This window comes from Sagittula sp., from assembly GCF_052825245.1.
In genome coordinates this window covers 1-24252 of record NZ_JBRBWD010000043.1, presented here as the reverse complement: position 1 = coordinate 24252, position 24252 = coordinate 1, and the positions used below count along the sequence as shown (strand labels likewise).

Genomic DNA, 24252 nt, shown 5'->3' with positions numbered 1-24252 from the left:
CCTTGCGGACCGGGGATGCGCGGGCCATGGCGCGCGCATCCCCTGACCCCTCTCCTGACGCTTCCGGACATCGAGATGAACAGAGACAACCGCAGGCTCGACCTGATCCTTGCGGCGGGGCTGATCGCGCTCGTCGCCCTGCCCTGGTACCGCGTGCGCCAGGGGTTCTTCGGCTTTGAATGGCTCGGCGACATCGCCGGGTCGGACAAGCTCTGGCCCGGCCTGTTCCAGGCGATCGACGGGCGCTGGCAGCTCTGGCCGGTGCTGGTGCTCTTTGCGCTGGCGGTGTGGCTGCGGCTCGGACAGGCGCCGGGTGTGCGGGGCAGGGCGCTGGCCGGCATCGGCGTGGCCGGACTGGTCTGGCTGCTGGTCGAGGGCCTTTCGGTGGGCCTGCGCGGCTGGAACTGGGGCCTTCTGGAAACCACGTTCGGAGAGGTCGCGGGCCAGCAGGCCTTCGGCGCCGGGGCGGTTGTCCTGGGCTGCGTCTTCGCGCTGTTCGTGGCCTTCGGTGCCGCGGAACGCGGCGCGCTGAAGGGCGACGCCTTCGTCCTCGGCGCGATCACGCTTCTGGTGCTCCTGGTCGGTGTCTTCGTCTTCTATCCGCTGGTGTCGATGTTTACCGGCGCGTTCCAGGACTTCGACGGATCGTTCACCACCGAGGGCGTGCAGAACAACATCTTCGACCCGAAGATCTGGTCGCTGGCCTGCCTTTGGGGCGGCAACTGCGGCGTGGCCTGGCGAACCTTCTTCCTTGCCGTCTGCACGGCGACAGGGACGACGCTGCTGGGTCTCGTGTTCGCGCTGGTCGCGACGCGCACCGGCTTCCGGTTCAAGAAATCCCTGCGCCTGCTGACCGTGCTGCCGATCATCACGCCGCCCTTCGTGGTGGGCCTCGCGCTGACCATGCTGCTGGGCCGCCAAGGCACGCTGACGCAATGGATCGAACTGGCGACGGGCTGGGAACTGGGCCGCTGGCTTTACGGCCTGACCGGCATCTGGATCGCGCAGATGCTGTCCTTCACCCCGATCTCCTTCCTCGTGCTGATCGGCGTGGTCGAGGGCATCTCGCCCTCGATGGAGGAGGCGTCGCAGACGCTCCGCTCGGACCGCTGGCGCACCTTCCGCAAGGTGTCCCTGCCGCTCATGGCGCCGGGGCTGGCGAATGCCTTCCTGATAGGGTTCATCGAATCGATGGCCGACTTCGGCAACCCGCTGGTGCTGGGCGGCTCGGGCGGCGTGCTGTCGACCGAGATCTTCTTTGCCGTGGTCGGCGCGCAGAACGATCCGGCAAGGGCCGCCGTGCTGGCCTCCGTCCTCTTGGTGTTCACGCTCTCGGCCTTCCTGGCGCAGCGGTTCTGGCTCTCGGGGCGAAACTACGCGACCGTGACCGGCAAGGGCGACGGCGGGCGCCACGCGCTGCTGCCGCGCCGCGTCGCCTGGCCGGTGGTGACCATCGCGGTGGCATGGGCGCTCTTCACCATCACCGTCTACGCGATGATCCTCTTCGGCGGCTTCGTGAAGACCTGGGGCCTCGACCACTCGCTGACGCTGGAACACTACATCCGCGCCTTCGGCGTGTCGCTCTCGGACGGGATCGCCTGGACCGGCGTCGCCTGGAACAGCTTCTGGACGACGATGGAGATCGCGCTGATCGCCGCGCCGCTGACCGCCGCAGTGGGCCTGCTGACCGCATGGCTGATCGTACGGCAGCGGTTCCCGGGACGGTCGGTCTTCGAGTTCGCGCTGATGATGAGCTTTGCCATCCCTGGCACGGTCATCGGCATCAGCTACATCATGGCCTTCAACCTGCCGCCGCTTCAGATGACCGGCACCGCCGCGATCCTCATCGCCTGCTTCGTCTTCCGCAACATGCCGGTCGGCGTGCGTGGCGGCGTGGCGGCCATGGCGCAGCTCGACGGCTCGCTCGACGAGGCGTCGCTGACGCTGGGGGCCGGATCGGGGCGGACCATGCGCAAGGTCATCCTGCCCCTGATGCGGCCCGCGATCCTCGCCGCGCTGGTCTACAGCTTCGTGCGGGCGATCACCTCGATCTCGGCGGTGATCTTCCTTGTCAGCGCAAAGTACAACATGGCGACGGCCTACATCGTGGGCCTTGTCGAGAACGGCGAATACGGCATCGCCATCGCCTATTCCTCTGTCCTGATCCTCGTGATGATCACCGTGATCGGTGGCTTCCAGCTTCTGGTTGGTGAGCGGCGGATCGGGCGGCGGGAAATGAAACAGTCCTTGAAGGCCGAGGCCGCAACACGGGAAGCCAACGCATGAAGACCAGAGGCGCGGTTGAATTCCGCAACGTATCCAAGAAGTTCGGCCAGTTCACGGCGATCCCCGACCTGTCGTTGTCGATCGAGCCGGGGGAACTGGTGACGCTGCTTGGCCCCTCGGGCTGCGGCAAGACGACGACGCTCAGGATGCTGGCGGGGCTGGAAAGTCCGACCGCCGGGCAGATCCTGATCGGCGGGCAGGACGTGACGCGGCTGCCGGCGGACCGGCGGGACGTGTCCATGGTGTTCCAGAGCTACGCGCTGTTCCCGCACATGACGGTGGCGCAGAACGTGGCCTACGGGCTGGAATCCGGCGGCATGAAGGCGCCCGAGGCGCGGGAACGTGCCGCCGACGCGCTGGCACTGGTGGGGCTCGAAGGGCTGGGCGCCCGGCTGCCCGCCGAACTGTCCGGCGGCCAGCAGCAACGGGTGGCCGTGGCGCGTGCGCTGGTGCTGGAACCGCAGGTGCTCTTGCTGGACGAGCCGCTCTCCAACCTCGACGCCCGCCTGCGCCGCCGCGTGCGGACGGAAATCCGCGAGTTGCAGCAGCGGCTGGGCTTCACGGCGGTGTACGTGACCCACGACCAGGAAGAGGCGCTGGCCGTCTCCGACCGGATCGTGGTGATGAAGGAGGGCCTCGTGGCGCAGATGGGCTCCCCGCGCGAGCTGTACGAAGCGCCCGCGTCGGAGTTCATCGCGGATTTCATCGGCGAGGCGAACGTGGTCGAGGGCCGCGTGCTCTCGGTCGCGGGGGACGAGGCGCAGGTGGACGTGGGCGGCGCGGTGATCGCGCTGCCGGCGCGCGGTCTGGGCGAAGGCCCGGCGCGGCTGGCCATGCGCTCGAACGCGGCGCGGGTCCGGTCGGGCGGCGAGGGTGTGCCGGGCACGGTGGCCTCCTCGGCCTACCTGGGCGACCATGTCGAATACGAGATCGACGGCGCTTTGGGGCGGATCTTCGTGGTCGACGACGAAAGCGACACGCCGCTGCCCGTGGGCGCGCCCGTGGTCCTGGACCTGCGCCCGCGCGGTCTGGCCCTGATCCCGGGTGCAGCATGAGCACCCTGACCGAACGGCTGGCGGTGGCCGAACGCGTGGCCAGCGATGCAGGCGCGCTTGCGCTGGACTATTTCCTGCGGCGCGACGCGCTGGTGATCGAACGCAAGCGCCATGTCACCGACCTCGTGTCGGAGGCGGACCGCAACGTCGAGACGCTGATCCGCGACGCCCTGACGGCGGCCTTCCCCGACGATGCGCAACTGGGCGAGGAACACGGCCTGTCGGAGGGCACCTCGGGCTTCACCTGGGTCATCGACCCGATCGACGGCACGGCGCCCTATCTCAACGGCCTGCCGGGCTGGTGCGTTTCCATCGGCGGCCACGACGCCGAGGGGCCCGCTCTCGGGGTGATCGTCGCGCCGGTGCTGGGCGAGGTCTTCGTCGCGGCGCGCGGGCAGGGCGCACGGCTGAACGGCGCGCCCATGCGGGTGATGCCGGGCGACCTGAGGTCCGGGATGCTGGGTGTGGGGGCCAACGACCGCGTCGCCTCCGACCGGGTGGGACAAATGCTCGCCGACCTGATGGAGGCCGGATCGTCCTGGACCCGCTACGGCTCCGGTGCGCTCATGCTGGCCTGGGTCGCGGCGGGACGGCTCGTGGGCTACGCCGAGCCGCGCATGTCCGCCTGGGACTGCATGGCTGCCTATGCGCTGATCCTCGAAGCCGGGGGCCGGGTGCTGCCCTTCCCGACCGGCCCGGACTTCGCGAAACCCGCGCCGGTGATGGGCGCGGGGCCGGGCACCTTCGACGAATTGGCCCGGATCTGCGCCTTCGGCACTTCGGAGGCCTGGTAGCCCCGCCCGGTCAGCGGATGCGCTGGCCCTTGGCGTCAAAGCGCATCTCCTGCGCCGCATCCCAGTCGAGCGACACGTCGGCCCCTTCCTCCGGGATGGGGCTGGCGGCATCCTGCCGGACTGTCAGCAGGTCGCCCTGAGCGCCGCGCAGGTGAATGAGTGTCTCCGCCCCCAGCGCCTCCGCGTATGCGACATGGGCGGGCAGGCGGCCCGAGGGCGCGATGCGCATGTGTTCGGGGCGGATCCCGACCTGGCCTTCGCCGCTCTGCCCGATCTGCGCGGGGTCGAGGAAGTTCGTGGGCGGCGAGCCGATGAACCCGGCGACAAAGGCGGTGGCGGGATTGGCGTAGACCTCAAGCGGCGCGCCGATCTGGTCGGCCACACCACCGTTCATCACGATCATCCGGTCGGCCAGCGTCATCGCCTCCACCTGGTCGTGCGTGACATAAAGCGACGTGACGCCGAGGTCGCGTTGCAGCGCCTTGATCTCCAGCCGCATCTGCACGCGCAGCTTGGCGTCGAGGTTCGAGAGCGGCTCGTCGAACAGGAAGACCGCAGGCTTGCGCACGATGGCCCGGCCCATGGCGACCCGCTGCCGCTGCCCGCCGGACAGCTCGCGCGGCTTGCGCTTCAGGTAGGGCTCAAGCTGCAGCATCTTCGCCGCCTGCGCCACGCGGGTCTCGATCTCCGCCTTCGGGGTGCCCGCGATCTTCAGCCCGTAGGCCATGTTGTCGAAGACGGACATGTGCGGGTAAAGCGCGTAGTTCTGGAAGACCATGGCGATGTCGCGGTCCATCGGCTCCACGTCGTTGACCGTCCTGCCGTCGATCTGCACCGCGCCGGAGGTCACCGTCTCAAGTCCCGCCACCATGCGCAGCAGCGTGGACTTGCCGCAGCCCGAGGGGCCGACGATCACGATGAACTCGCCTTCGGACACGTCGATCGAGACGCCGTGGATGACCTCGGTCTTGCCGAAGGATTTCTTTACGTTGTCGAGGGTCAGCGTCGCCATTGGTCTTGTGTCCTGTTGTTCTGTTCCGCCCGGCGGCACGCCGTGCAGCCCCCGGCTGCCTCCATGGGCGGGGGCGTCACCCGCGGTCGGGGGTCACCCTTTTCTCCCAAGGAAAGCCGGCTCATTTCTCGCTGTCCACAAGGCCGCGGATGAAGAGTTTCTGCATGCCGATTACCACCAGAACCGGCGGGATCATGGCGAGGATCGAGGTCGCCATGATGACCGGCCAGTCGGCGATGTCGTCTCCGCTGGGGAACATCTGCTTGATGCCCATGACGATGGTGTTCATCGACGGATCGGTGGTGATGAGCAGCGGCCAGAGGTACTGGTTCCAGCCGTAGATGAAGAGAATGACAAAGAGCGCGGCGATGTTCGTCCGGCTCATCGGCAGCAGGATGTCCCAGAAGAACCGCATGGGCCGCGCGCCGTCGACGCGGGCGGCCTCGGCCAGCTCGTCCGGGACGGTCATGAAGAACTGCCGGAAGAGGAACGTCGCCGTGGCCGAGGCGATCAGCGGCAGGATCAGCCCGCTGTAACTGTTCAGCATCCCGAAGTTCGCGGCGACCTCGTAGGTCGGCACGATGCGCACCTCGACCGGCAGCATCAGCGTCAGGAAGATCAGCCAGAAGAACAGGTGCCGGCCCGGGAAGCGGAAGTAGACGATGGCAAAGGCCGACAGGAGCGAGATGACGATCTTTCCCACCGCGATGCCGATGGCCATGACCGCCGAGTTGAACAGCATCAGCGCCACCGGCGCGTTGATGCCGGAGGTCAGGGCCTTGGCATAATTCTCCCAGAACTGGTCGCCGGGCAGCAGCGGCATCGGCGGGCGGGCGATTTCCGGCTGGCTGACGCTCGAGGCGACGAAGGCCAGCCAGATCGGGAAGAAGATGAAGAGGATGCCGAGGATCAGCCCCGCGTGGGTCAGCCACAGGCCCGCGCCGCGTTTCTCGACCATGCCGTTGCGTTCGGAAGCCATCAGTAATGCACCCTGCGCTCGATGAACCGGAACTGCACGACGGTCAGGATGCCGACGATCACCAGGAGGATCACGGACTGCGCCGCCGAAGACCCGAGGTCCTGCCCGACGAAGCCGTCGGCATAGACCTTGTAGACGAGGATCGTGGTCGCCTGCTGTGGCCCGCCGCTGGTTATGGTGTGGATCACGCCGAAGGTCTCGAAGAAGGCGTAGATGATGTTGACCACCAGCAGGAAGAAGGTCGTGGGGCTCAGCAGCGGCCAGACGATGGTGCGGAAGCGCGTCCAGAACCGCGCGCCGTCGATGGCCGCCGCCTCGATCACGCTGCGCGGAATGGCCTGCAGCCCGGCAAGGAAGAACAGGAAGTTGTAGCTGATCCGCCCCCAGGCGCTGGCCACGACCACAAGGCCCATCGCCTCCGTCCCGTTCAGGACGTGGTTCCAGTCATAGCCGAGCTGGCCCAGATACCATGTCACCACGCCGACGCGGGTGTTGAACATGAACATCCACAGGACGCCCGCCACAGCCGGGGCCACGGCATAGGGCCAGATCAGCAGCGTGCGGTAGGTGCCCGACCCCTTGATCAGCCGGTCGGCCAGCACCGCGAGGTACAGCGCCACCCCCATCGACACCACCGTCACGAGGATGGAAAACACCGCCGTCGTGACAAAGGATGCGCGGTAGTACGGGTCGCCCAGCAGGTATTCGAAGTTGCCCAGACCCACCCATTGCATCGACAGGCCGAAGGGGTCGGGGATGAACAGCGACTGCCAGACCGCCTGCCCGGCGGGGTAGAAGAAGAAGACCGCCGTGATCGCCATCTGCGGCAGGACCAGCAGGAGGGGCAGCCAGACGCCCTTGAAGGTAACGCGTTTTTCCATCAGTCATTGACTCCGGTACGACCAGGTCGCACCTTCTTGGGCAGGCGCAAGCGCGAGGATGTTTCCATGACCGTCAAGATGTCCATTTCCCTGACCGACCAGCAGGCCGCCTATGCCCGCAAGCAGGTCGAAGAAGGCCGCTTTCCCTCGACCTCTGCCGTGATCCAGCAGGCGCTGGAAGCCAAGCGGCGCGAGGACGAGGAATACCAGGAGTGGAAGGCCGGGTTCTTCGAGGAACTGAAGCGCCGCGCCGAGGGGCCGCATGTGTCGTTGGACGAGTTCCACGTGATGGTCGAAGAGATGCTCGACGAAGAGGACGCAAGGCTTGCCGTGGAGCGTTGAGGTCGGCCAAGCCGCCCGGGATGATCTTCGCCGGATCTATCGCCATCTCATCGCGTCGAATGGCGCCTTTGGGCACGACCTTAAGGACGCCAAGGCATTGTCGCGGGCGCGTGTCTTCGCCATCGAGGCTGGCTTTGCGCGATTGGCCAAGGCACCCTATCGCGGCACGTGCCACACCATCGCCGGACACACCTATCGCCACGTCACCATCGACCGCGCGGTCTACTGGTTCACGCTGGACGAGCCCGCAGAGGTCTTGCGGATCGAGGCGATATTCTTTGGCGGACAGGATCATCTGGACCGGATGTTCAATCGGTTGCGGGAGGAGGGAGAGGCCCCGTAAGGCCCCTCCCGGCAGCGATCAGCGTGAGGATTGCTCGAAGCGGCGCAGCAGCGGGTTGCCGCGTTCCACCGCCGAATCCAGCGCTTCCTGTGCCGACTTGTCACCGGCCCAGACGGCCTCCAGTTCCTCGTCGATGATCGTGCGGATCTGGTCGAAGGAGCCGAGGCGGATGCCCTTGGAGTTCTCCGTGGGCTCGTTCGTGGTCATCTGCTTGACCGCCACGTCCGTGCCCGGGTTCTCCTCGTAGAAGCCCTGCTCGGCGGTCAGGTCGGCGGCGGCCTGGGTGATCGGCAGGTAGCCGGTGTCCTGGTGCCACTTGGCCTGGATCTCCGGCGAGGAGAGGAACTTCAGGAACTCCGCCACGCCGTCGTATTCCTCTTCGGACTGTCCGGCCATGACCCAGAGCGACGCGCCGCCGATGATGGTGTTCTGCGGGGCGTCGACCAGCGCGGACCAGTAGGGCAGGGGCCGCACGCCGAAGTCGAAGTCGGCCTCGGCCTTGATGCCCGCGTAACCGGCCGAGCTTTCTGTGAAGAGCGCGCATTCGCCGCCGCGGAAGTTGGCGCCGCCCTCGTTGCGGCGGCCGGTGTAGACGAACTTGCCGTCCTGCGCCCACTCGCCCATCGCCTGGATGTGCGCCACCTGCGCCTCGGAGTTGAAGACCAGCTCCGTGTCGGTGCCCTCAAACCCGTTGGCCTTCGTGGCGAAGGGCACGTCGTGGTAGGCCGACAGGTTCTCGAGGTGGATCCAGCTTTGCCACGCGGTGGTCAGCGGGCAGTCGACGCCTGCCTCTTTCAGCTGGTCGAGGACCTCGCCCACCTGCTCCCACGTCGAGAGGTCGACATCGGGGTCGATGCCGCTCTCTTCCAGCATGGTGCGGTTCACCCACAGCACCGGCGTGGAGGAGTTGAACGGCAGCGACAGCATGTTGCCGTCGGCGGAGGTGTAATAGCCCTTCACCGCGCCGATGTACTGCGACTGGTCAAAGCCTTCGCCCATGACCTCGAAGACCGGGTTCACGGCGCCCTGCGCGGCCATCATCGTGGCGGTGCCGACCTCGAAGACCATCAGGATGTCGGGCTGCTCGCCCGCGCGGAAGGCGGCGATCCCGGCGTTCAGCGTCTCCGAATAGTTGCCCTTGTGGGTGGCGACGACGGTGTAGTCGTCCTGCTGGCCGTTGAAGGTCTCGACCTGTTCGGCCACCAGCTCTCCGAGGCGGCCGGTGAAGGCATGCCAGAACTGGATCTCCGTCTGGGCCATGGCCGGGGCCGCGGTCGCGATGGCCGCCGCCGTTGCCAGTAAGGTGTGGGTCAGTTTCATGAGTTTCTCCTCCGTTGGTTGATATCGGCTTCTCTGGCCGAAAACATGCGCGGTTTGCCCGCACTGGTTGAGAGTTTAACGTCCCGTCACGGTCGGTCCACGATAACGTCGGGGACGATGCCGGACTTCGCGATGGCCGCATGGGGATCGCCGCTGGCGAAGAAGCCGTAGCCCGCCACCAGCGCCGAATGGATGCCCGCCGCCTGCGCGCCGAGGATGTCGGTGTGCAGGCTGTCGCCGACCATCAGGATGCGGTCGCGCGGCGGCATGGGGTCCAGCCGCGCCATCGCAAGCTCGTAGATGTTGGCGAAGGGCTTGCCGAAGAACTCCGGCACGACGCCCGTCCGGTCGGCCAGCCGGTGCGCGAAATGCCCCGGCTCCACCGAAAAGCCGGTTTCGCGCGGCGCCACGATGTCGGGATTGCCGACCAGCACCCGGCGCGGCCTGTCGGCAAGCGCCGCTTCCAGCAGGGCCTGCCGTGCCTCCGTCCAGGCGGCACTGCCGATCATCAGGAAACCGTCGACATCGGCATAGGCCGCCGGGTCTTCCTCGAGGTAGATCAGGTCGAGGTCTTCCAGATCGCGCAGACCCGTCGCCGGGGTCGCCATCAGCCCCCAGCGCATCCCGGCCGGACCGTTCAGGTTCGCCAAGAGCGTCCGGCGGCTGGTGATCACGTCCTCCGGTGCGAAGTCGTAGCCGAGCCGGGCGTATTTCTCCATCAGCGCGGCATGGGGAAACCCGGCGGCGTTCGACACGATCAGCACCTGCTTGCCCAGTTCCCGCAGGTCCGAGATGCGTTCCGCCACGCCCTCGATGGCCGTCTCGCCGATGTTCAGCACCCCGAAGGCATCGAGCAGGAAGGCGTCGTAGCGGCTGGCCACGTCGGCCAGCGTCCGGGCACGCTCCGGTGCGGGGCGGCCTGCCACCGGCGGCGGCAGGCGGTGGCGCACCGCCTCGTAGGCGGCAAAGGCGGTTTCCAGCGTCATGCTCAAATGATCGCCCCCCGGACCTTGGCCGACACCCATTCGGAAATCACGACGGCAGCGAGGATCACCAGCAGGATCAGCGAGACCTGCGGCCAGGCCAGCACATTGAGCGAACTTTGCAGTTGCAGCCCGATGCCGCCCGCGCCCACCAGCCCCAGCACGGTCGACTCGCGGATGTTGATGTCCCAGCGGAAGACCGCGACGCCGGCCAGCGCGGGCAGGATCTGCGGCACGATCCCGTAGGCCATGACCTGCCAGCGCGAGGCGCCCGTGGCGGTGATCGCCTCCACCTGGCTGTGGTCGATCTCCTCGATGGCCTCGTAGATCAGCTTGGCGCAGAACCCGACAGAGCGGATGGCGATGGCCACCACGCCCGCGAAGACCCCCGGCCCGATGATCGCGATGAGGAGGAGCGCCCAGATCAGGGAGTTGATCGAGCGGGTCGAGACGATCACCAGAAGCGCGATCGGCCGCGCCAGCACGCGGGAGGGCGTGGTGTTGCGGGCCGCGAGGAAGGCCACCGGGATCGCCAGGACCAGCGAGATCAGCGTGCCGAGGGTTGCGATGTTCAGCGTGTCCCAGATCGGGCGGCCGAGCTGGGTGATGTATTCCCAGCGCGGCGGGGTTGCGCGGCTCCAGATGTCGCCCGCGATGCGCGGCGCGTCCCAGACGAAGAACCACGTCGTCGCCTCGGAGATCCGCTGCCAGCAGAAGAGGAACACCGCCACGCCGATCAGCCAGCCGAACCAGCGCACCAGCGATTGCCCGGTGGTCCTGCGGCGCCAGACCTGTTTGCCGTCCTGCGTCAGAACCGCCATCACTGTACCCTCGCGCGGATCACGCCGGAGAGGTACTCCAGCGCCATGACGATCCCGATGATCAGGATCAGGATGGCCGCTGCCGTGTCGTACTCGTAGCGATCGAAGGCGGTGTTCAGCGTCGCGCCGATGCCTCCGGCGCCGACCAGCCCGAGGATCGCGCTTTCGCGGAAGTTGATGTCGATGCGGTACATCGAGAGGCCCACGAGACGCGGCATGACCTGCGGCTGGACGCCGTAGTTGATCCACTGCATCCAGCGCGCGCCGCTGGCCCGGATCGCCTCGGCCTGCACGCGGTCCATCGACTCGATGTCCTCGGCCAGCAGTTTCGACAGGAAGCCGATGGTGGCAAACGACAGCGTCAGGAAGCCCGCCAGCGGGCCGAAGCCGAAGATCGCGACAAGCAGGATCGCCACGATGATCTCCTGCAAGGCCCGGCTGATCGCGATGATCGCCCGGCAGATCACGTAGACGGGCAGGGGGGCGATGTTGCGCGCCGCGCCCAGCCCGATGGGGATCGAGATGGCAATACCCACGACCGAGGCCGCGACCGTCATGATGATGCTTTCCGCCAGACCGTCCCAGATGTCCGACCAGCGGGTGACGAAATCGGGGTGGGTGAAGGCCAGCACGAACTGCCAGCCGCGGTCCAGCCCCTCGTAGACCCGGCCCCAGTCCACCGGAATGGTCGAGACCGCCGCCACGAGGTAGACGCCGAAGGCGGCGATCAGGCCCCAGCGCAGGGCGGTGTTGCGGATCAGCGGCGGCTTGCGCCAGCCGCGGCCCAGCATGTCGTCCAGCTCGCGATGGGTGCCGGCGCTCATTCTGCCGCCTCCACCGCTTCGCCGTCCTCGTCCTTCTGGATCGTCGCTTCCCAGTCTTCCTCGCCGTAGATCTCGGTCAGCTTGTCGGGGCTCAGCGCGGTCGGAAGCCCGTCAAAGACGATCTCGCCCAAGCGCAGCCCCACGACGCGCGGCACGAACATCTGCGCCAGCGCCACGTCGTGGATGTTGATGATCGCCGCCAGCCCGCGCTCGGCGCAAAGCTCGCAGATCAGCCGCATGATCTGGCGCGAGGTCTTGGGGTCGAGCGAGGCGGTGGGTTCGTCCACCAGCAAGAGCTTCGGCTCCTGGATCAGCGCGCGGCAGATGCCGACCCGCTGCCGCTGCCCGCCGGACAGCTCGTCCGCGCGCTTGTCGGCCATGTGCAGAAGGCCCACGCGGTCCAAGAGGCGGAACGCCTCGTCCACGTCCTTCTGCGGGTACTTCCTCAGGAACGACCGCCAGAAGCCGACATAGCCAAGCCGGCCCGACAGGACGTTCTCCATCACCGTCAGCCGTTCGACCAGCGCGTATTCCTGGAAGATCATGCCCATCTCGCGCCGCGCCCGGCGCAGCGCCCCGGACCCGAGTTTCGTCAGGTCCGTGCCGTCCAGCATCACCGCGCCGGAGGTCGGTTCCACGAGCCGGTTGATGCAGCGGATCATGGTGGACTTGCCCGCGCCCGAGGGCCCGATCAGCGCCAGCACCTGCCCCGACGGCACGTCGAGGTCGATGGCCTTCAGGGCCATGTCGCCGGTCTTGTAGGTTTTCGTCAGTTTCTCGAGGCGCAGCATTCCCGTTCCCCAGCCGTTCAGGGACAGGACGCAAGGGCGCCCTGTCCGTTGGTTTCTATCGGGGCAGGATCATTCGCAGGCGTAGGACACGCCGTTTGCGGCGTCGATCTTGCGGATCACCTCCCAGAAGTCCTTGTAGTTCATCTCGATGAACTGGGCCTCGTCGGACTTGGAGAACTCCTCCTGCAGGGACGTGCCCTCCCAGTCGAAGCTGAAGAACGCGTCCCTGATCTGGTCCTGAAGCTCGGGCTTGAGGTTGTAGACCACGCCGAAGCCGGTCGTCGGGAAAGTCTGCGACTTGTAGATCGACTTGACCTGGTCCTCGGTGATCACGTCGCGGTCCAGCATCCGGTGCATGACCGAGTTGGCGATGGCCGCCGCCGGGTAGTCCTGGTTGGCGACGCCGAGGATGGAGTTGTCGTGCTTGCCGGAGAACACCGGCTCGAAGTCGGTCTCAGCCTCCATGCCGTATTCCGCCTTCAGGATCGCCGAGGGCGCCTTGAAGCCGGAGTTCGACGTGGGCGAGGTAAAGGCCATCTGCTTGCCCTTGATGTCCTCGACGCTCTCGATGCCGCTTTCGGGATGGGTGATGATCTCCATCTCGTAGCCGAAGTTTCCGTCCGCCGACGCCATGATGGTGAAGGGACGGAAGCCCGCGCAGTTCACCGCCAGCGGGTTCGACCCGGTGTTGAAGCCCGAGATGTGCAGGCGGCCCGACCGCATCGCCTCGATCTGGGCGGCGTTGTTCTGCACCGGGAAGAAGATCACGTCCTTGCCGGTCTTTTCCTTGAGGTGGTCGAGGAAGTCCGACCATGCCGTCTTGTAGACCGCGGGATCCTCCACCGGCGTGTAGGCGAACACCAGCGTGTCCGGGTCGATCCACTGGCTTTCGTCCGTGGGCACGTCCGCCACGAGGTCGCCGTCCGCATCGCAATACCGCGCGTCGAGGTCGCCTTTCGGGCAGTCCTGCGCCTGTGCCGCCGTGGCCAGCAGCGCCGCCACCGACGCGCCGAGCATCAGCCTGAGTGTCTGTGTCATGTGTTTTCCTCCCTTGTGTGCGGCAGTTTCACCGCGTTGTTTTCAGTCCGCCAGGATGAACTCGACGCCTCCCGCCGTCAGTGTCCCGGCAATCTCCGGCCCCGGCACGCGATCCACGATCACGCTGTCGAGGTCTCCCGGTCCTCCAACCGTGTTCAGACCCCGTTTGCCGAATTTCTCCGCGTCGATCAGCAGATGGCGCCGCGCGGCGCGGCCCAGCATGGCGCGCTTCACGGCGGCAAAGCCCCGCACGCTCTCAGAGGGTCCGTCCTCCGTCAGCCCCGAGGCGCCGATCATGCAGCGGTCGACGTTGAACCGCGCGAGGTAGTCGAGCGTGTCGGTCCCCACCACCGCGCTTTCGGCGGGCAGGTATTCTCCCGGGCACAGCAGCACCTGCTGCGGGCCCTGCGCCAGCGTCATGGCCACGGGGATCGAATTGGTGATGACGGTGCAGGTCGTGCCGCGCAGGGCAAGCGCCCGGGCGAACTGGATCGTGGTCGACCCGCTGTCGACCATCAGCGTCTCGCCCTCCTCGACCAGCGCCGCGGCGCGCCGCCCGATGCGTTCGCGTTCCCCGATGCGGGCATGCGCGCGTTCGTCCAGCCCCGGGTAATGCCCCGCGCCGGTGGCCATCGCCCCGCCATGCGCCCGCGCCACCAGCCCGTCGTCGGCCAGCGCGTCGAAGTCGCGCCGCACGGTCTCGGTCGAGACGTTGAAGCGTTCCGCCAGCTCGGAAATCCGCAGGTGCGGACGCAGCTTCAACTCCAGCAGGATCTGCTCACGCCGCTCCGACTTGCGCAGCCTCGGCGGCGCCGTGTCGGGTTTCGGGGATTGGATGCCGGTCACTGCCACGTTGCGTCCTGACTCGTGTTTCCCGGCCATGTTTGTGGCTTTGCACTCGTTTTACAATCATTTTTGTTGCATATGCCTCATCTTTGCGGTCGTCTTTGGTCAAACACCTCGATTCAAAAAGACTATTGTGGAAAGGGCAGGGGCACCGGTGATCGGTTTCCTCATACATCTGTCGGCGGCCGTGGCGCTGCTGTTGTGGGCGGTCCGGCTGGTCCGCACGGGGATTGAGCGTGCCTTCATGTCCCAGGTGCGGCAGGGCCTGCGCAACCTGTGCCGCAACCGCCTGACGGCGGCCATGGGCGGTATGCTGGCGGCGATGCTGATGCAAAGCGGGACCGCCGTGACCCTGATCGCCAGCGGCTTCATCGCCTCCGCCGCGATCGCCCCCGCGGCGGCGCTGGTGCTGATCGTCGGCGCAGAACTTGGCTCCGCCCTGATGGCGCGCGTCCTCTTCCTGCCGATCCAGAGCGCGATCCCCGTCCTGCTGCTGGCCGGGGTCATCCTGAACTTCCGCAAGCAGAACCACGCGCTGAAACAGGCGGGCCGGGTGCTGATCGGCCTCGCGCTGATCCTGCTGGCGCTCGGCATGATCCGCGCCGCGACGGCCCCCATTGCCGCCAACGACATCGTGCGTGCCATCGCGGCCTACCTCGCCGGGGACCTGCTCAGCGCCTGGGTGCTGGGCGCGCTTCTGGCGTGGTCCATGCACTCCAGCCTCGCCGCGGTGCTGACCGTGGCCAGTTTTGCCGCGACCGGGCTGACCACGGCGCCGGTGGCCGCCGCCCTCGTGCTGGGCGCGAACTTCGGCGGGGCGATCATCCCCATGACGCTGCTTTCCGGCACCGTCCGCGACGTGCGCGTGGTCGTCACCGCCAACACCCTCGCAAGGGGGAGCCTCGCCGTCGCTGGCCTCCTCGCGCTCTACTTCCTCGAAACGCCCGCACTCCTCCCGGGGCTGGAGGAAGGGACCCGCGCCGTCACGCTGCACATCCTCTTCAACCTTGTCCTGACCCTCCTCGTGCTGCCGTGGCCTGGCCTTTTCCTCAACGCGTCCGCCCATGTCGTGCGTTCGGACCCCGACGCGCTGCAGGACGACCTGAGCGCGCTCGACCCCGACGCCGTGACCGACCCCCGCCTTGGCATCGCCTGCGCCCGCCGCGAACTGATGCGCATGGGCGAGACGGTCCAGGCGATGCTCGTGCAGGTGAAGCCGCTCTACCGCGCCTGGGACGCGGAGGCCGAGGCGCGCATCCTGCGGCTCGAAGAGGCGGTCGACCGGATGCACTACGAATCGAAACTCTACATCTCCCGCCTGCGCGCCGGAGACCTGTCCGACAGCCAGTCGCGCCAGACCCTCGAACTGGTGACGGTGGCCAACGGGCTGGAAGAGGCCGCCGACCGCATCGCCGTCAACATGCTCGCCATCGCCCGCAAGATGCACCGCAAGGCGGTCAGCTTCTCCGGCGAGGGTCTGAACGATCTGGAACGGCTGCACGACGTGGTCTGTTCGAACGCTCAGCTTGCGATGGGCGTGCTGACCACCGGCAACCCCGACGACGCGCGGCAGCTCGTGGCCCAGAAGGACGAGATGCGGGGACTGGAACAGCGCCTGCAGGAACGCCACCTGCAGCGGCTTCAGGACCGCAGGTCGGACAGCGTGGCCAGCACCAACATGCACCAGGAGTGCCTGCGCCTGCTGAAGCAGATCAACACGTCCTTCACCTACGCGGCCTACCCGATCCTCGAAGAGGCCGGCGCCTTCCTCGGCAGCCGCCTGACGCGAAACGCCTGATACGAAACGCCTGAAGGATCGCTCAGGCATCCGCCCATCCGGGCCGAAAACGACGAATACATGGAAAACTGCCCACAAAAAATCGGCGCCCCGAAGGGCGCTGTCCGCTAGGATCACGATTTTATGTGGAGGCGAGTACCGGAATCGAACCGGTGTACACGGATTTGCAATCCGCCTGAAAATATTGAGAATAAATGTTTTTCCTGTAAACGAGCCCTGTTTGTTCACGACCAAAGATCAGGGGCTTACCGGCCAATTGTAAACGGCTTTCGACCGTACTGCAGACAAAGAAAAACCGCCGGGGAAGCTGCAACTTCCACCGACGGCACTTCAAATGTAGGTCTGACCATAGCGTACAGTGTTGTGCCCTCTCTCGCAAGCTTCGGGAGGGCGGTATGAGCACCACGCTGACACACTCCGGTCTGCCCGCAGGCATAAAGCCGTTTGAGCTGCTCGACATACTCGCAAAGCTGCGCACGGACTTGGGCTTGCGTGACGAGGACCTGACCTATCTACGCAGCCTGTTCAGACTGGCCCGCGCAGAGGACTTTTTGCCCGGTCGTATCTGTGCCGTCTGGGAACGTGTGGCGGGCTTGGCCGACCGCATGAACTTCCACATTCGCAGGGTCACACGGATTGAGACCCGGCTCGAACAGCGCGGCCTGATCGTTAGGACCGGCGCGGCGAATGGACGGCGCTTCGGACGACGCAGTGACGATGGCCGCATTGTCTTGGCGGGCGGGGTTAACCTCGCGCCGCTTATAAACCGCGCCTCAGAGCTCTTGGCGCGCGTCCGGCAGACATCAGTAGCCGCGCAGGGGCTGAGGAGGGATCGCGACCAGCTGAACGACCTGATCCGTCAGATACGTGGCCTGGACGTACCTGAAGCGCTCAGTGCCGCCCGTGAGGCCTTCCCGCGCCTCCGCCCCTCCGAGGTAAGGGACGCGGGCCGCATGAATGCGCTCATTGACGCACTCGAAGCAATTCTTACCGAGTTTTCACCCGCACCTGGTCAGACAGTTGAGGCCGCGCCGTCGGACAATTCGGTCCGACCTAATACCGATCGGAAAGAGAAAATCGAAACCTGTAGGCCGCAAGCCAGCGTTAAGATCACGCCAGCGCAAGTTCTCACGTTGGCTAACGAGGATTTGCGGGAAGTCATCGCAATCTACGCTGAAGCGGCTGGAGAGACCTACCTACCGAGCTTGCCAACGATCTTTCTGGCGGCGCGAGAGCGAGCGCAGATGCTCGGCATATCCTGCATGGAGTGGGATGTGGTGCGCGACCAACTTGGCGAGCTAAGGGCCGTTCTCTGCCTGCTAATCGCAGATCGAAACTCCGTTCGCATGGGGCGTTTCGCCGTGCGCAATCCAGCTGCGGCTTTCATCGGCCTAGCGCGGAAGACCACTCGTGGAGACGCAGTGATTACTGCGCTGATCGCCGAACTTAGAAACTTCACAGGCGGAGTGCGCAGTCATGACCGGTAGGCAAAGAGCAAGGCGACCCATGTCATACGCTGAAGCTTCTGACATGGGGCCTTGCGAGGGGTGGCAAGCCTCCCCTTCGAACCCCACCGGCGCGGCCCAAGGCCGCGCAAAAGAGCCGCGCACGGAAACCTTCGTTTTCCGATGCTCGACGCAAGAGAAGGCCGCGCTTCGGGCTAAAGCCGAAGCGGCCGGTCTGCCAGCCGCCGAGCTTCTGCGGGAGGCCATGTGGGCCACGCAGTCTCGGCGGCGCAAGCCCGCGCCCCGCGTCGATCCCACGCTCGTTCTGGCTGTGTCCCGCTATGGCGGGAACCTCAACCAGATTGCGCGGTGGCTCAACACGGCGACCCGCGCGGGCCGGGCCAGCGAGATCGAGGCCCTGCGCGTTGCGGCGGCGCTGGTCGGCATCGAGCGGCGGTTGGCGGAGATCATCGCCCAGCACCGGAGGCCGCCCGGATGCTGATCAAGTTCTTCCCCAACGGCAAGGGCGGCGGCGCGGGGCCGGTCGAATACCTGATCGCCCGCACCGTACTGGCCTATGACGACAACCGCGATCTGATCCGCGACGCGTCCGGCCAGCCGATGACCGTGACGCGCGAGCCGTTGCCGGAGGTCGTGCGCGGCGATCCCCATGGCATGACCGACCTGATCGACGCCTGCCCGCACAAATGGACCTATCGCGCCGGTGTTGTCAGCTTCGCCCGCGAGGACGCCCCGACCGAGGACCAGCAGCACGAGGTGATCGACCGTTTCGAGGAGATCGCCTTCGCCGGGCTCGATGCCGACCGCTACGCCTGCCTTTGGGTGCGCCACACCCATGAGGATCGCGTCGAGCTGCATTTCTGCACGCCACGCATGGAGCTGCACAGCGGGCGTAGCCTCAACATCGCCCCGCCTGGTTATGAACGTGCCTTCGACAGCCTCCGCGACCTGATGAACAAGACCCACGGCTGGGCCGACCCCATGGACATGGAGCGTGTGGCCGAGGTCAAGCCGGTCACGGAAGCCCCGGACCGCGCTGCCGGGCGCGACGGGCTCCATGCCTGGATCGCCGACCAGATTTCCATGGGGCTGATCGAGGATCGCACCGGCATGGTCGCCGCCCTGACCGATGCAGGCTTTGAGGTGCCCCGAGCAGGCAAGAATTACCTCACCGTCAAAGACCCCGAGACCGAAGAACGGTTTCGCCTGAAAGGAGAAATTTTCCATGAAGACTGGAGAGCCGAAGCAACGGCTGAGCGAGAAATTGAACGCGGACATGGAGCGGATCAGGGCCGAGAACGCCGCCTCGATCAACACACAGTTGCAGAACTTCAGGACCGATTTGACGGTCATTGCCGAAAACGCGCTGGCTACAATCAAGACCGATACGGAAGGCTACCTGCTGCGCGTGAGGAAGCACCTCATGCGGCAGAGCGCGAACGCAGCTCGACCGGAATGGAAGGCTCTGATGTGGCCGATGCTGGTGGCCTGCTGCCTGATGATCTGCACCGGGATTTCGACCTGGTCAGTCATGACATGGCTGACGCCGAACTTGAACACGATGGGGCTCAGGGTGATCGAGCGGCCGGAGGCGGTCTATCTGATCCCGCGCAGCGGCCGCGCGGCGCTGACACGCTGTTCGCTGGCAGGGGAACCCGTGGACTGTCTGACGATCCCGAAGGAGTGAGTGATGGATGGTCTGACGCCACTCGAACGCGAATTGTTGGGCTACGTCGAGCAGTTGACGGAAGCCTCGAAGGCATCCGCGCAGGAGTTGACCGCCTCTGGGCAGGACAGGCGGACGGAGCTGGATGGGTTACGCGTCTCCATGATCGCTTTGCTCAGGTCGCAGCTCTCATTGGTCGAAGCCTTGAACGGCTGGATGCAGGATGGCCCCGACACCGCGCAGGCACCGTCGAAGCTGAAGGACAGTCTGTCGCTCGCGCTGGAGGCGCAGAAGCGCCTCCGGACGCGGTGACAGACGAGATCGAGGAGGACGTGCATGGCCTACGCCATTGAAGGGCAAATCCAGCTCTCCCCCGGACACGCAACACTGAACAAGCAACCCGTAACACTGAACAGGGGACAGGGGACAGGCAGCACACGACACGCGACACGCGACACGCGACACGCGACACGCGACACGCGACACGCGACACGCGACACGCGACACGCAACACCGAACAAACGACGGGAGTAACCGCATGATTTATCGAGCTATCTTATTTCTGGCTTTGATTGCCGATCCGGTGATGGCGGACCAGATCGAGTTGAGAAATTCCATCCAATCCGCAGAGACCGACCGCTACGGTTGCGCAATCCGCCCGCGACCGGAACATCTGACTTTCCGGTCATTTCGAGATTCATGGCGCTCAGTGGCAGCGGACGACCTCTATAGCTTGAAGCGGCATCAGATGGCGCTGGAGGCCGGTTCTTGCGATTGCGAGGCTCTATGGCCCGACTGGGCGATCATCGAGGACGAGTACGCGGAACTGGGTTTTGCCGCCCCGACCGCCACCGACAGCCTGCACATCGCATGGTCGGCGGAAGAGTATTTCCCTGTCATTTCCGATCTTCGGGATCGGTTACGCACTCAGTGCCAGGAGCCTGAGTGATGGGTATCGTTAACTTTATCGTATCAGCCGCAGACGAGGGTCTCGAGAAAGTGGCTACCTCGCAGTTCGCGGCGGTCGCGGAGGTCTCCGGCACGATAGTTGTCGGGGCCGCGACCCTCGCGATGATCGTTCTGTTCATCAACATGGCTTGGCAAATCCGCCCCATGGACGGGAAGGAGCTGCTGGTCTTGTCATTCAAAATCGCTTTGATCAACATATTCGCGTTCAATTGGGCAAATTTTAACTTCGTCAGCGGTCATATTATCGACGGCCTCGACGAACTGGCTGGGCGCTTGGTTGGCTCGGCAATCGGGGTAGACCTCGCGGGACCCAGATATTTCGCCCTTCGTTTTGACCTTCAGCTCGACAGACTGGCCGAATACGGCAACTCGGCCACATCGCATATGGGGGCGGTCAGCAAGGCTGTGATGGGAGTCTTCTTCATGGCTCTTCTGGCTGTAATCGGCGGCGCGGCGGGCGCTGTTCTCGTCCTGGCAAAGATGATGATGACATTCCTGATAGGTATCGCGCCCATCATGATTCTCTGCTCGATGTTCCCGGTGACGAAGGACTATTTCCATCGATGGGTGTCTTCGCTGGCGAGTTTCGCCCTTTACCCGGTCGTGATGGCTGGCGTTTTCTCGATGGTTTTCGGCCTGGTGAGCCAGCTGGTCGGCCAGATCGGATCGCCGGATTCTGTCAAGCAGGTTGGAGCGACGCTTCCCTTTCTGGCTGTAGTCATACTTTCGCTTGTGATGGTCGTGGCGATCCCGTTCATCGTACCGATGATATCGGGCAACTTGCAGGCAGGCTGGGCAGCCGCAACCGTTGGAGGCAGTGTCCGGCGAATGATGCCGCAATCCCGCCCGATGCAACCGAACCGAATGTCCTCAAATGCAAAGAGCGATGCAAGCCGGAGGTTGAATCCAGGAGCGGACGCGACCCGTTCCTCAGCCGCCGCAACAGATCCCCGCCCCTCAACCGGTACAGGGGCCAAGATGCAACGCATGATGGACCGCGCGGAGCGCCTCAGTGCGGACGAGACGAAGAAACGGTGATGGTTCGACGACTGACAACTGCGCTGCGGCAAGGGATGCAGTACTTTGCCTTTGCTCGTTTTCATCTTCCCTTAAATATCCTCGGGGGAGCGCCGTCGGGCGCGGGGGGCAGACAGCCCCACCTCTTACTCAACCAAAATGTGGCACAGACGATCGGCGACACCATGGATGCAAGGAACGATTTGGTTGAGAATGCGTGACGATGCTAAGCGGCGCCAGCGTTTGCGTGCATTTGTTCAGTCCCAAGCCGTAGACGAGCTACCTGCCAGAGCGCATCCAGACAGTCACCTCCTGGATGACTGGGTCCTTTATGGACCCAAAGACGCACGGATCGAACGACTGGTGCGCCGCTTGGCGCTGGACCATGGCCTGCGGGTGGCCGATATTGAAGACTTCATCGTCGCCACGCTTGAGCAGCTCTCGGCGGACTACTCGGATGACGGCTAGCCTTCCAAAATCCTACAAGACACAGTCGGCGCTCTCCCTGTTCACTTGACATTCATGGTTCCAAGGTACATATCTCGGACAGCTCATCTGCCATGTGTAGAAGGAGTATTCGAGGCCGCTCCGGGAAACCGGCGCGGCCTCAGTCGTAGAAGTTGCACAGATTTACTTATCGCGCTCTCTCCTCAGTTTTTGGCAACGGTGCTCACGATCGGTGCAGAAGGCCGTTCTCAACAAAAAATATCCCGTCCGAGCGGCTAGGATAACCAAGTACTCTTCACGATACCAAAGTAACCAGTTCGTCTCTCCATTGCGGCGGTTCTGCCAGACATCGATATCCCCGCAGACGTCAGCGTTTTCGATCACCCATCTGACCCAGCGGATGCGCTCGCATCTGCGTAAATCGGGAAGTCGGTCGTCCTCGACACGACCTTCGGATATCAGGTGCCAAAAGCAGGCCCACTTACGCTCATGTTCTGGTGCCCGCCTCGCGTTGACTGGATGACCGCGGAAACTCAAGTCAAATTTAATGATATCTTGCTCAAACACTTGGTAGAGGGCCGCTTCGTAGCGATCCCAGTCACCGTCAAGATCTTCGAAATGTAGTAGGTCTGGTGCACTCATGCCGCGTCACCATTTGGCTGCCAACGCAACAGGTTGAACTTCGTCGCTCCAAAAGAGGACGTTCTTGTTAGAATTTTGTCCCCCAAGCCAGATTTTAGATCGTCGATTAATTGCAGTTTAGCTGGGCTGCCAACCATTCCCCGATTTTCATATGCAATGGCTCCAATTAGCAAGTCCGCAAGCTGAAGGAGAGAGCTCTCGTGCGAGCGAATTTGCTGTACTTTCCTGATCGTTTGATGGTCGAAGTCGTGAATGCTATTGCAAAGGACATCGTGCAGGTTACGCGTTTTTTGCGCCCCTTGAGTATCCTTAATGTCGATGTAAACAGAGTACGCGTGAGGTGCAGAGAAAACGTAGCGCAACATATAATAGTACATTTTATAGTACCAATCATCGTGCGTCTGCTCATACGCTTTGTGGTCGAGGATAGATTTATCTGGAATGAGTACACCGCGAAATCTCACAGATGGGTCATTCAGGAAGAATGCGACAAGCTCTCTATAAAAAGACAGAGCGCCAGGAGATACTTTCGTCCATTTTATTTCAAATTCAGGAGAAACTCCATGGCGATCCTTTATGCCCCTTATAGCGCCCGAAACTCTCCTTACGTCAGATTCGTCGCAATAAATGCCCCCAAGTACCATTACCGCCTCCCTATCATTTTCAAGGTGGCAGCTCTCGTCGCAGTATATGTTAATATTCTTGGGCGGCATATCTCATCTCGTTGCGCGTTTTCGATTTTTTGGGGTCGAATTTAGCAAGCCTAGCTTTTAACCACTGACCTTCGCCACCCCGTCACCCAACGTGACGAGCTATTATATCCTCAATGTCAGATGGTGCGAAAGCTACATCCCAACACCAAGTGCCAAAGCCACCAGTTTCATTTACAGCTTTGACCCATTCAGCCAACGCGGATCGTTTTGCTTTGTTTTGAGGGCTATCCTTCCCCTTGATCTCAAGGGCCAAGATTTTCCCATTGGAGTATCTTATGAGAAAATCTGGCACATAGCGCCTGCGGGAGCCGGACCACAGATACTGAACTTGAAAACCAAGATGGTCATTCTTTGCATAGGAAAGAACTTCACTCGATTTTTCGAACAGATTGGCAGCATGCCCTTCCCAAGAGGAATCCCCAACTAGATGGCTGATATGTGACTTAATAGCAGGGAAATTGGGCTTGGTGGTGTACCAAGTGCGCATCTGTCCCGTAGACCCGATTGGGTTTTCTTCGTCGAATATCGGCGTCAACTTGGTTCTGTTCTGCTCAAACACACTTTGCATAAGGTGCTGAACAACCAGATCTATGTTGAGAGCGATCAGAATGCGGCGCCGTAGAGGATCGGAGTGAAAGAGCGACGGAATTTGCAGCGCTCCGGAGTCGATGAATTCCTCGACAATCCGGACGAGCTGCGCGGCAAGCAGATCTTCTGACCCTTTAAAGCTATGATGCAAGCCAGCGAACCCTTTTCGGGCCGCTTGAAACACGAGGCGTTGAAGCCTGAAGCCGTCTGGGAGCTTTTCCAAGTCAATCGAGGAGACTTTGCCTAAGTCCGTTGCTCCGCCTAAAGCAGGGGCTAAGTCTGCGCTGATAGGCGTGGAGGCGGGATCAAGATTTAGCGTTCCAACACTCGACCAGTTTACGGACAGTTCGCGTCGCACGACGGACTCCACACGAACCACGTTCGGCCATTTGATCTCAAGGTTGGCGCGTTCGGGGATAACTTCGATCTGCGTCGTCGGCTTGGGCGGGGGTGGGGCTTCACCCGGGTCCCCGGCTTCTGAGATTGACAGGGTGAACCGCGCCGGGTTTGCCGGAGGCTCCAACTCATGAGTAGGATGGAGCATCATGACAAAGACAACGAACAAGTATTCACCAGAAGTGCGCGAGCGCGCCGTGCGGATGGTAATGGATGGCACCGGGCAGCATGAAAG

Annotated in this window: 24 protein-coding genes, 1 tRNA gene and 1 pseudogene; 12 read left to right on the top strand and 14 right to left on the bottom strand. The window is 64.0% G+C overall.

Annotation, left to right across the window (positions count from 1 at the left end; translation table 11 throughout):
- Positions 1–75 precede the first annotated feature (75 nt).
- Genes ACU0DV_RS18955 through ACU0DV_RS18945 form a run of 3 tightly spaced genes read left to right on the top strand, consistent with a single transcriptional unit; the run spans position 76 to position 4135 of the window.
- Positions 76–2286 carry an ABC transporter permease gene (locus ACU0DV_RS18955; RefSeq protein ID WP_446240804.1) on the top strand — a complete coding sequence of 737 codons (2211 nt, stop codon included), beginning with the start codon at positions 76–78 and terminating at the stop codon, positions 2284–2286.
- Complete coding sequence (locus tag ACU0DV_RS18950) at positions 2283–3341, top strand: ABC transporter ATP-binding protein (protein ID WP_370313834.1); 1059 nt, start codon at positions 2283–2285, stop codon at positions 3339–3341. Before ACU0DV_RS18955 ends, ACU0DV_RS18950 begins: the two co-directional genes overlap by 4 nt.
- The gene (locus tag ACU0DV_RS18945; protein WP_446240805.1) at positions 3338–4135 is read left to right on the top strand and encodes an inositol monophosphatase family protein; all 798 of its coding nucleotides are present in this window, start codon (positions 3338–3340) and stop codon (positions 4133–4135) included. Before ACU0DV_RS18950 ends, ACU0DV_RS18945 begins: the two co-directional genes overlap by 4 nt.
- A gap of 10 nt (positions 4136–4145) precedes the next feature.
- Here ACU0DV_RS18945 and ugpC read toward each other — a convergent pair whose 3' ends face one another.
- The 3 genes from ugpC to ugpA all read right to left on the bottom strand — a co-directional run bounded on the left by ugpC (position 4146) and on the right by ugpA (position 7007).
- Positions 4146–5147 (bottom strand): sn-glycerol-3-phosphate ABC transporter ATP-binding protein UgpC, encoded by a 1002-nt coding sequence (gene ugpC / locus ACU0DV_RS18940; protein WP_283980857.1) that lies wholly within the window; start codon positions 5145–5147, stop codon positions 4146–4148.
- 121 nt (positions 5148–5268) lie between these two features.
- Positions 5269–6105: a sn-glycerol-3-phosphate ABC transporter permease UgpE gene (ugpE, locus tag ACU0DV_RS18935; protein ID WP_446240818.1), complete on the bottom strand. Its 837-nt coding sequence runs from the start codon at positions 6103–6105 to the stop codon at positions 5269–5271.
- A 20-nt stretch (positions 6106–6125) separates the two neighbouring features.
- Complete coding sequence (gene ugpA / locus ACU0DV_RS18930; RefSeq protein ID WP_100929649.1) at positions 6126–7007, bottom strand: sn-glycerol-3-phosphate ABC transporter permease UgpA; 882 nt, start codon at positions 7005–7007, stop codon at positions 6126–6128.
- A gap of 66 nt (positions 7008–7073) precedes the next feature.
- Here ugpA and ACU0DV_RS18925 point away from each other — a divergent pair, with 66 nt between their 5' ends.
- Together ACU0DV_RS18925 and ACU0DV_RS18920 are read left to right on the top strand one after the other, a co-directional pair.
- On the top strand, positions 7074–7349 hold the full coding sequence (locus ACU0DV_RS18925) for a ribbon-helix-helix domain-containing protein (protein ID WP_446240806.1): 276 nt from the start codon (positions 7074–7076) through the stop codon (positions 7347–7349).
- Entirely contained in the window at positions 7333–7692 is a 360-nt protein-coding gene (locus ACU0DV_RS18920) for a type II toxin-antitoxin system RelE/ParE family toxin (RefSeq protein WP_370313837.1), read from the top strand. The genes ACU0DV_RS18925 and ACU0DV_RS18920 overlap by 17 nt, the downstream gene beginning before the upstream one ends.
- An 18-nt stretch (positions 7693–7710) precedes the next feature.
- Here the strand turns inward: ACU0DV_RS18920 and ugpB are convergent, their stop codons facing one another.
- The 7 genes from ugpB to ACU0DV_RS18885 all read right to left on the bottom strand — a co-directional run bounded on the left by ugpB (position 7711) and on the right by ACU0DV_RS18885 (position 14321).
- A complete protein-coding gene (gene ugpB / locus ACU0DV_RS18915; RefSeq protein ID WP_446240807.1) occupies positions 7711–9012 on the bottom strand; it encodes a sn-glycerol-3-phosphate ABC transporter substrate-binding protein UgpB in 1302 nt (433 codons plus the stop codon).
- 86 nt (positions 9013–9098) lie between these two features.
- Positions 9099–9998 carry an HAD-IIA family hydrolase gene (locus ACU0DV_RS18910; protein ID WP_254698156.1) on the bottom strand — a complete coding sequence of 300 codons (900 nt, stop codon included), beginning with the start codon at positions 9996–9998 and terminating at the stop codon, positions 9099–9101.
- Between the two features lie 2 nt (positions 9999–10000).
- Positions 10001–10816: a phosphonate ABC transporter, permease protein PhnE gene (gene phnE, locus ACU0DV_RS18905; protein WP_446240808.1), complete on the bottom strand. Its 816-nt coding sequence runs from the start codon at positions 10814–10816 to the stop codon at positions 10001–10003.
- Positions 10816–11640, bottom strand: a complete 825-nt coding sequence (phnE, locus tag ACU0DV_RS18900) for a phosphonate ABC transporter, permease protein PhnE (protein WP_100929655.1) — start codon at positions 11638–11640, stop codon at positions 10816–10818. Before phnE (ACU0DV_RS18900) ends, phnE (ACU0DV_RS18905) begins: the two co-directional genes overlap by 1 nt.
- Positions 11637–12431: a phosphonate ABC transporter ATP-binding protein gene (phnC, locus tag ACU0DV_RS18895; RefSeq protein ID WP_100929656.1), complete on the bottom strand. Its 795-nt coding sequence runs from the start codon at positions 12429–12431 to the stop codon at positions 11637–11639. The genes phnE (ACU0DV_RS18900) and phnC overlap by 4 nt, the downstream gene beginning before the upstream one ends.
- Before the next feature lie 69 nt (positions 12432–12500).
- The gene (gene phnD, locus ACU0DV_RS18890; RefSeq protein WP_100929657.1) at positions 12501–13469 is read right to left on the bottom strand and encodes a phosphate/phosphite/phosphonate ABC transporter substrate-binding protein; all 969 of its coding nucleotides are present in this window, start codon (positions 13467–13469) and stop codon (positions 12501–12503) included.
- A 42-nt stretch (positions 13470–13511) separates the two neighbouring features.
- Positions 13512–14321, bottom strand: coding sequence for a DeoR/GlpR family DNA-binding transcription regulator (locus tag ACU0DV_RS18885; protein ID WP_446240809.1), 810 nt, complete (start codon positions 14319–14321; stop codon positions 13512–13514).
- A gap of 148 nt (positions 14322–14469) precedes the next feature.
- Between ACU0DV_RS18885 and ACU0DV_RS18880 the strand changes: the two genes are divergently transcribed.
- On the top strand, positions 14470–16113 hold the full coding sequence (locus tag ACU0DV_RS18880) for a Na/Pi cotransporter family protein (protein ID WP_446240810.1): 1644 nt from the start codon (positions 14470–14472) through the stop codon (positions 16111–16113).
- A 126-nt stretch (positions 16114–16239) separates the two neighbouring features.
- Here the strand turns inward: ACU0DV_RS18880 and ACU0DV_RS18875 are convergent.
- Positions 16240–16329 (bottom strand) — tRNA-Ser (locus tag ACU0DV_RS18875).
- Between the two features lie 179 nt (positions 16330–16508).
- Here ACU0DV_RS18875 and ACU0DV_RS18870 point away from each other — a divergent pair.
- The 6 genes from ACU0DV_RS18870 to ACU0DV_RS18845 all read left to right on the top strand — a co-directional run bounded on the left by ACU0DV_RS18870 (position 16509) and on the right by ACU0DV_RS18845 (position 21699).
- On the top strand, positions 16509–17600 hold the full coding sequence (locus tag ACU0DV_RS18870) for a helix-turn-helix domain-containing protein (protein ID WP_446240811.1): 1092 nt from the start codon (positions 16509–16511) through the stop codon (positions 17598–17600).
- A gap of 19 nt (positions 17601–17619) precedes the next feature.
- A complete protein-coding gene (locus ACU0DV_RS18865) occupies positions 17620–18060 on the top strand; it encodes a plasmid mobilization protein (RefSeq protein ID WP_446273560.1) in 441 nt (146 codons plus the stop codon).
- Complete coding sequence (locus ACU0DV_RS18860) at positions 18054–19598, top strand: relaxase/mobilization nuclease domain-containing protein (RefSeq protein WP_446240812.1); 1545 nt, start codon at positions 18054–18056, stop codon at positions 19596–19598. The genes ACU0DV_RS18865 and ACU0DV_RS18860 overlap by 7 nt, the downstream gene beginning before the upstream one ends.
- A 185-nt stretch (positions 19599–19783) precedes the next feature.
- Complete coding sequence (locus tag ACU0DV_RS18855) at positions 19784–20194, top strand: hypothetical protein (protein ID WP_446240813.1); 411 nt, start codon at positions 19784–19786, stop codon at positions 20192–20194.
- Positions 20194–21252, top strand: coding sequence for a type IV secretion system protein (locus ACU0DV_RS18850; RefSeq protein ID WP_446240814.1), 1059 nt, complete (start codon positions 20194–20196; stop codon positions 21250–21252). Before ACU0DV_RS18855 ends, ACU0DV_RS18850 begins: the two co-directional genes overlap by 1 nt.
- Positions 21253–21444: 192 nt before the next feature.
- The gene (locus ACU0DV_RS18845; protein WP_446240815.1) at positions 21445–21699 is read left to right on the top strand and encodes a hypothetical protein; all 255 of its coding nucleotides are present in this window, start codon (positions 21445–21447) and stop codon (positions 21697–21699) included.
- Between the two features lie 162 nt (positions 21700–21861).
- Here ACU0DV_RS18845 and ACU0DV_RS18840 read toward each other — a convergent pair whose 3' ends face one another.
- The 3 genes and pseudogenes from ACU0DV_RS18840 to ACU0DV_RS18830 all read right to left on the bottom strand — a co-directional run.
- Positions 21862–22320, bottom strand: a complete 459-nt coding sequence (locus ACU0DV_RS18840) for a hypothetical protein (protein ID WP_446240816.1) — start codon at positions 22318–22320, stop codon at positions 21862–21864.
- Positions 22317–23033: a DUF3800 domain-containing protein gene (locus ACU0DV_RS18835; RefSeq protein ID WP_446240817.1), complete on the bottom strand. Its 717-nt coding sequence runs from the start codon at positions 23031–23033 to the stop codon at positions 22317–22319. Before ACU0DV_RS18835 ends, ACU0DV_RS18840 begins: the two co-directional genes overlap by 4 nt.
- An 82-nt stretch (positions 23034–23115) precedes the next feature.
- Positions 23116–24252, bottom strand: a pseudogene (locus ACU0DV_RS18830) (hypothetical protein); the annotation flags it as partial.

What these genes read in the sequence shown, in the direction of transcription:
- ACU0DV_RS18835 (WP_446240817.1), bottom strand. Translation starts at nt 23,033, where the DNA reads ATGCCGCCCAAGAATATTAACATATACTGCGACGAGAGCTGCCACCTT.
- ugpC (WP_283980857.1), bottom strand. Translation starts at nt 5,147, where the DNA reads ATGGCGACGCTGACCCTCGACAACGTAAAGAAATCCTTCGGCAAGACC.
- ACU0DV_RS18865 (WP_446273560.1), top strand. Translation starts at nt 17,620, where the DNA reads ATGTCATACGCTGAAGCTTCTGACATGGGGCCTTGCGAGGGGTGGCAA.
- ACU0DV_RS18855 (WP_446240813.1), top strand. Translation starts at nt 19,784, where the DNA reads ATGATTTATCGAGCTATCTTATTTCTGGCTTTGATTGCCGATCCGGTG.
- ACU0DV_RS18955 (WP_446240804.1), top strand. Translation starts at nt 76, where the DNA reads ATGAACAGAGACAACCGCAGGCTCGACCTGATCCTTGCGGCGGGGCTG.
- ACU0DV_RS18870 (WP_446240811.1), top strand. Translation starts at nt 16,509, where the DNA reads ATGAGCACCACGCTGACACACTCCGGTCTGCCCGCAGGCATAAAGCCG.
- phnE (WP_446240808.1), bottom strand. Translation starts at nt 10,816, where the DNA reads ATGGCGGTTCTGACGCAGGACGGCAAACAGGTCTGGCGCCGCAGGACC.
- ACU0DV_RS18950 (WP_370313834.1), top strand. Translation starts at nt 2,283, where the DNA reads ATGAAGACCAGAGGCGCGGTTGAATTCCGCAACGTATCCAAGAAGTTC.
- ACU0DV_RS18860 (WP_446240812.1), top strand. Translation starts at nt 18,054, where the DNA reads ATGCTGATCAAGTTCTTCCCCAACGGCAAGGGCGGCGGCGCGGGGCCG.
- ACU0DV_RS18840 (WP_446240816.1), bottom strand. Translation starts at nt 22,320, where the DNA reads ATGAGTGCACCAGACCTACTACATTTCGAAGATCTTGACGGTGACTGG.
- ACU0DV_RS18925 (WP_446240806.1), top strand. Translation starts at nt 7,074, where the DNA reads ATGACCGTCAAGATGTCCATTTCCCTGACCGACCAGCAGGCCGCCTAT.
- ACU0DV_RS18845 (WP_446240815.1), top strand. Translation starts at nt 21,445, where the DNA reads ATGCGTGACGATGCTAAGCGGCGCCAGCGTTTGCGTGCATTTGTTCAG.
- ACU0DV_RS18910 (WP_254698156.1), bottom strand. Translation starts at nt 9,998, where the DNA reads ATGACGCTGGAAACCGCCTTTGCCGCCTACGAGGCGGTGCGCCACCGC.
- ACU0DV_RS18945 (WP_446240805.1), top strand. Translation starts at nt 3,338, where the DNA reads ATGAGCACCCTGACCGAACGGCTGGCGGTGGCCGAACGCGTGGCCAGC.
- phnD (WP_100929657.1), bottom strand. Translation starts at nt 13,469, where the DNA reads ATGACACAGACACTCAGGCTGATGCTCGGCGCGTCGGTGGCGGCGCTG.
- ugpA (WP_100929649.1), bottom strand. Translation starts at nt 7,007, where the DNA reads ATGGAAAAACGCGTTACCTTCAAGGGCGTCTGGCTGCCCCTCCTGCTG.
- ugpE (WP_446240818.1), bottom strand. Translation starts at nt 6,105, where the DNA reads ATGGTCGAGAAACGCGGCGCGGGCCTGTGGCTGACCCACGCGGGGCTG.
- ACU0DV_RS18850 (WP_446240814.1), top strand. Translation starts at nt 20,194, where the DNA reads ATGGGTATCGTTAACTTTATCGTATCAGCCGCAGACGAGGGTCTCGAG.
- phnC (WP_100929656.1), bottom strand. Translation starts at nt 12,431, where the DNA reads ATGCTGCGCCTCGAGAAACTGACGAAAACCTACAAGACCGGCGACATG.
- phnE (WP_100929655.1), bottom strand. Translation starts at nt 11,640, where the DNA reads ATGAGCGCCGGCACCCATCGCGAGCTGGACGACATGCTGGGCCGCGGC.
- ugpB (WP_446240807.1), bottom strand. Translation starts at nt 9,012, where the DNA reads ATGAAACTGACCCACACCTTACTGGCAACGGCGGCGGCCATCGCGACC.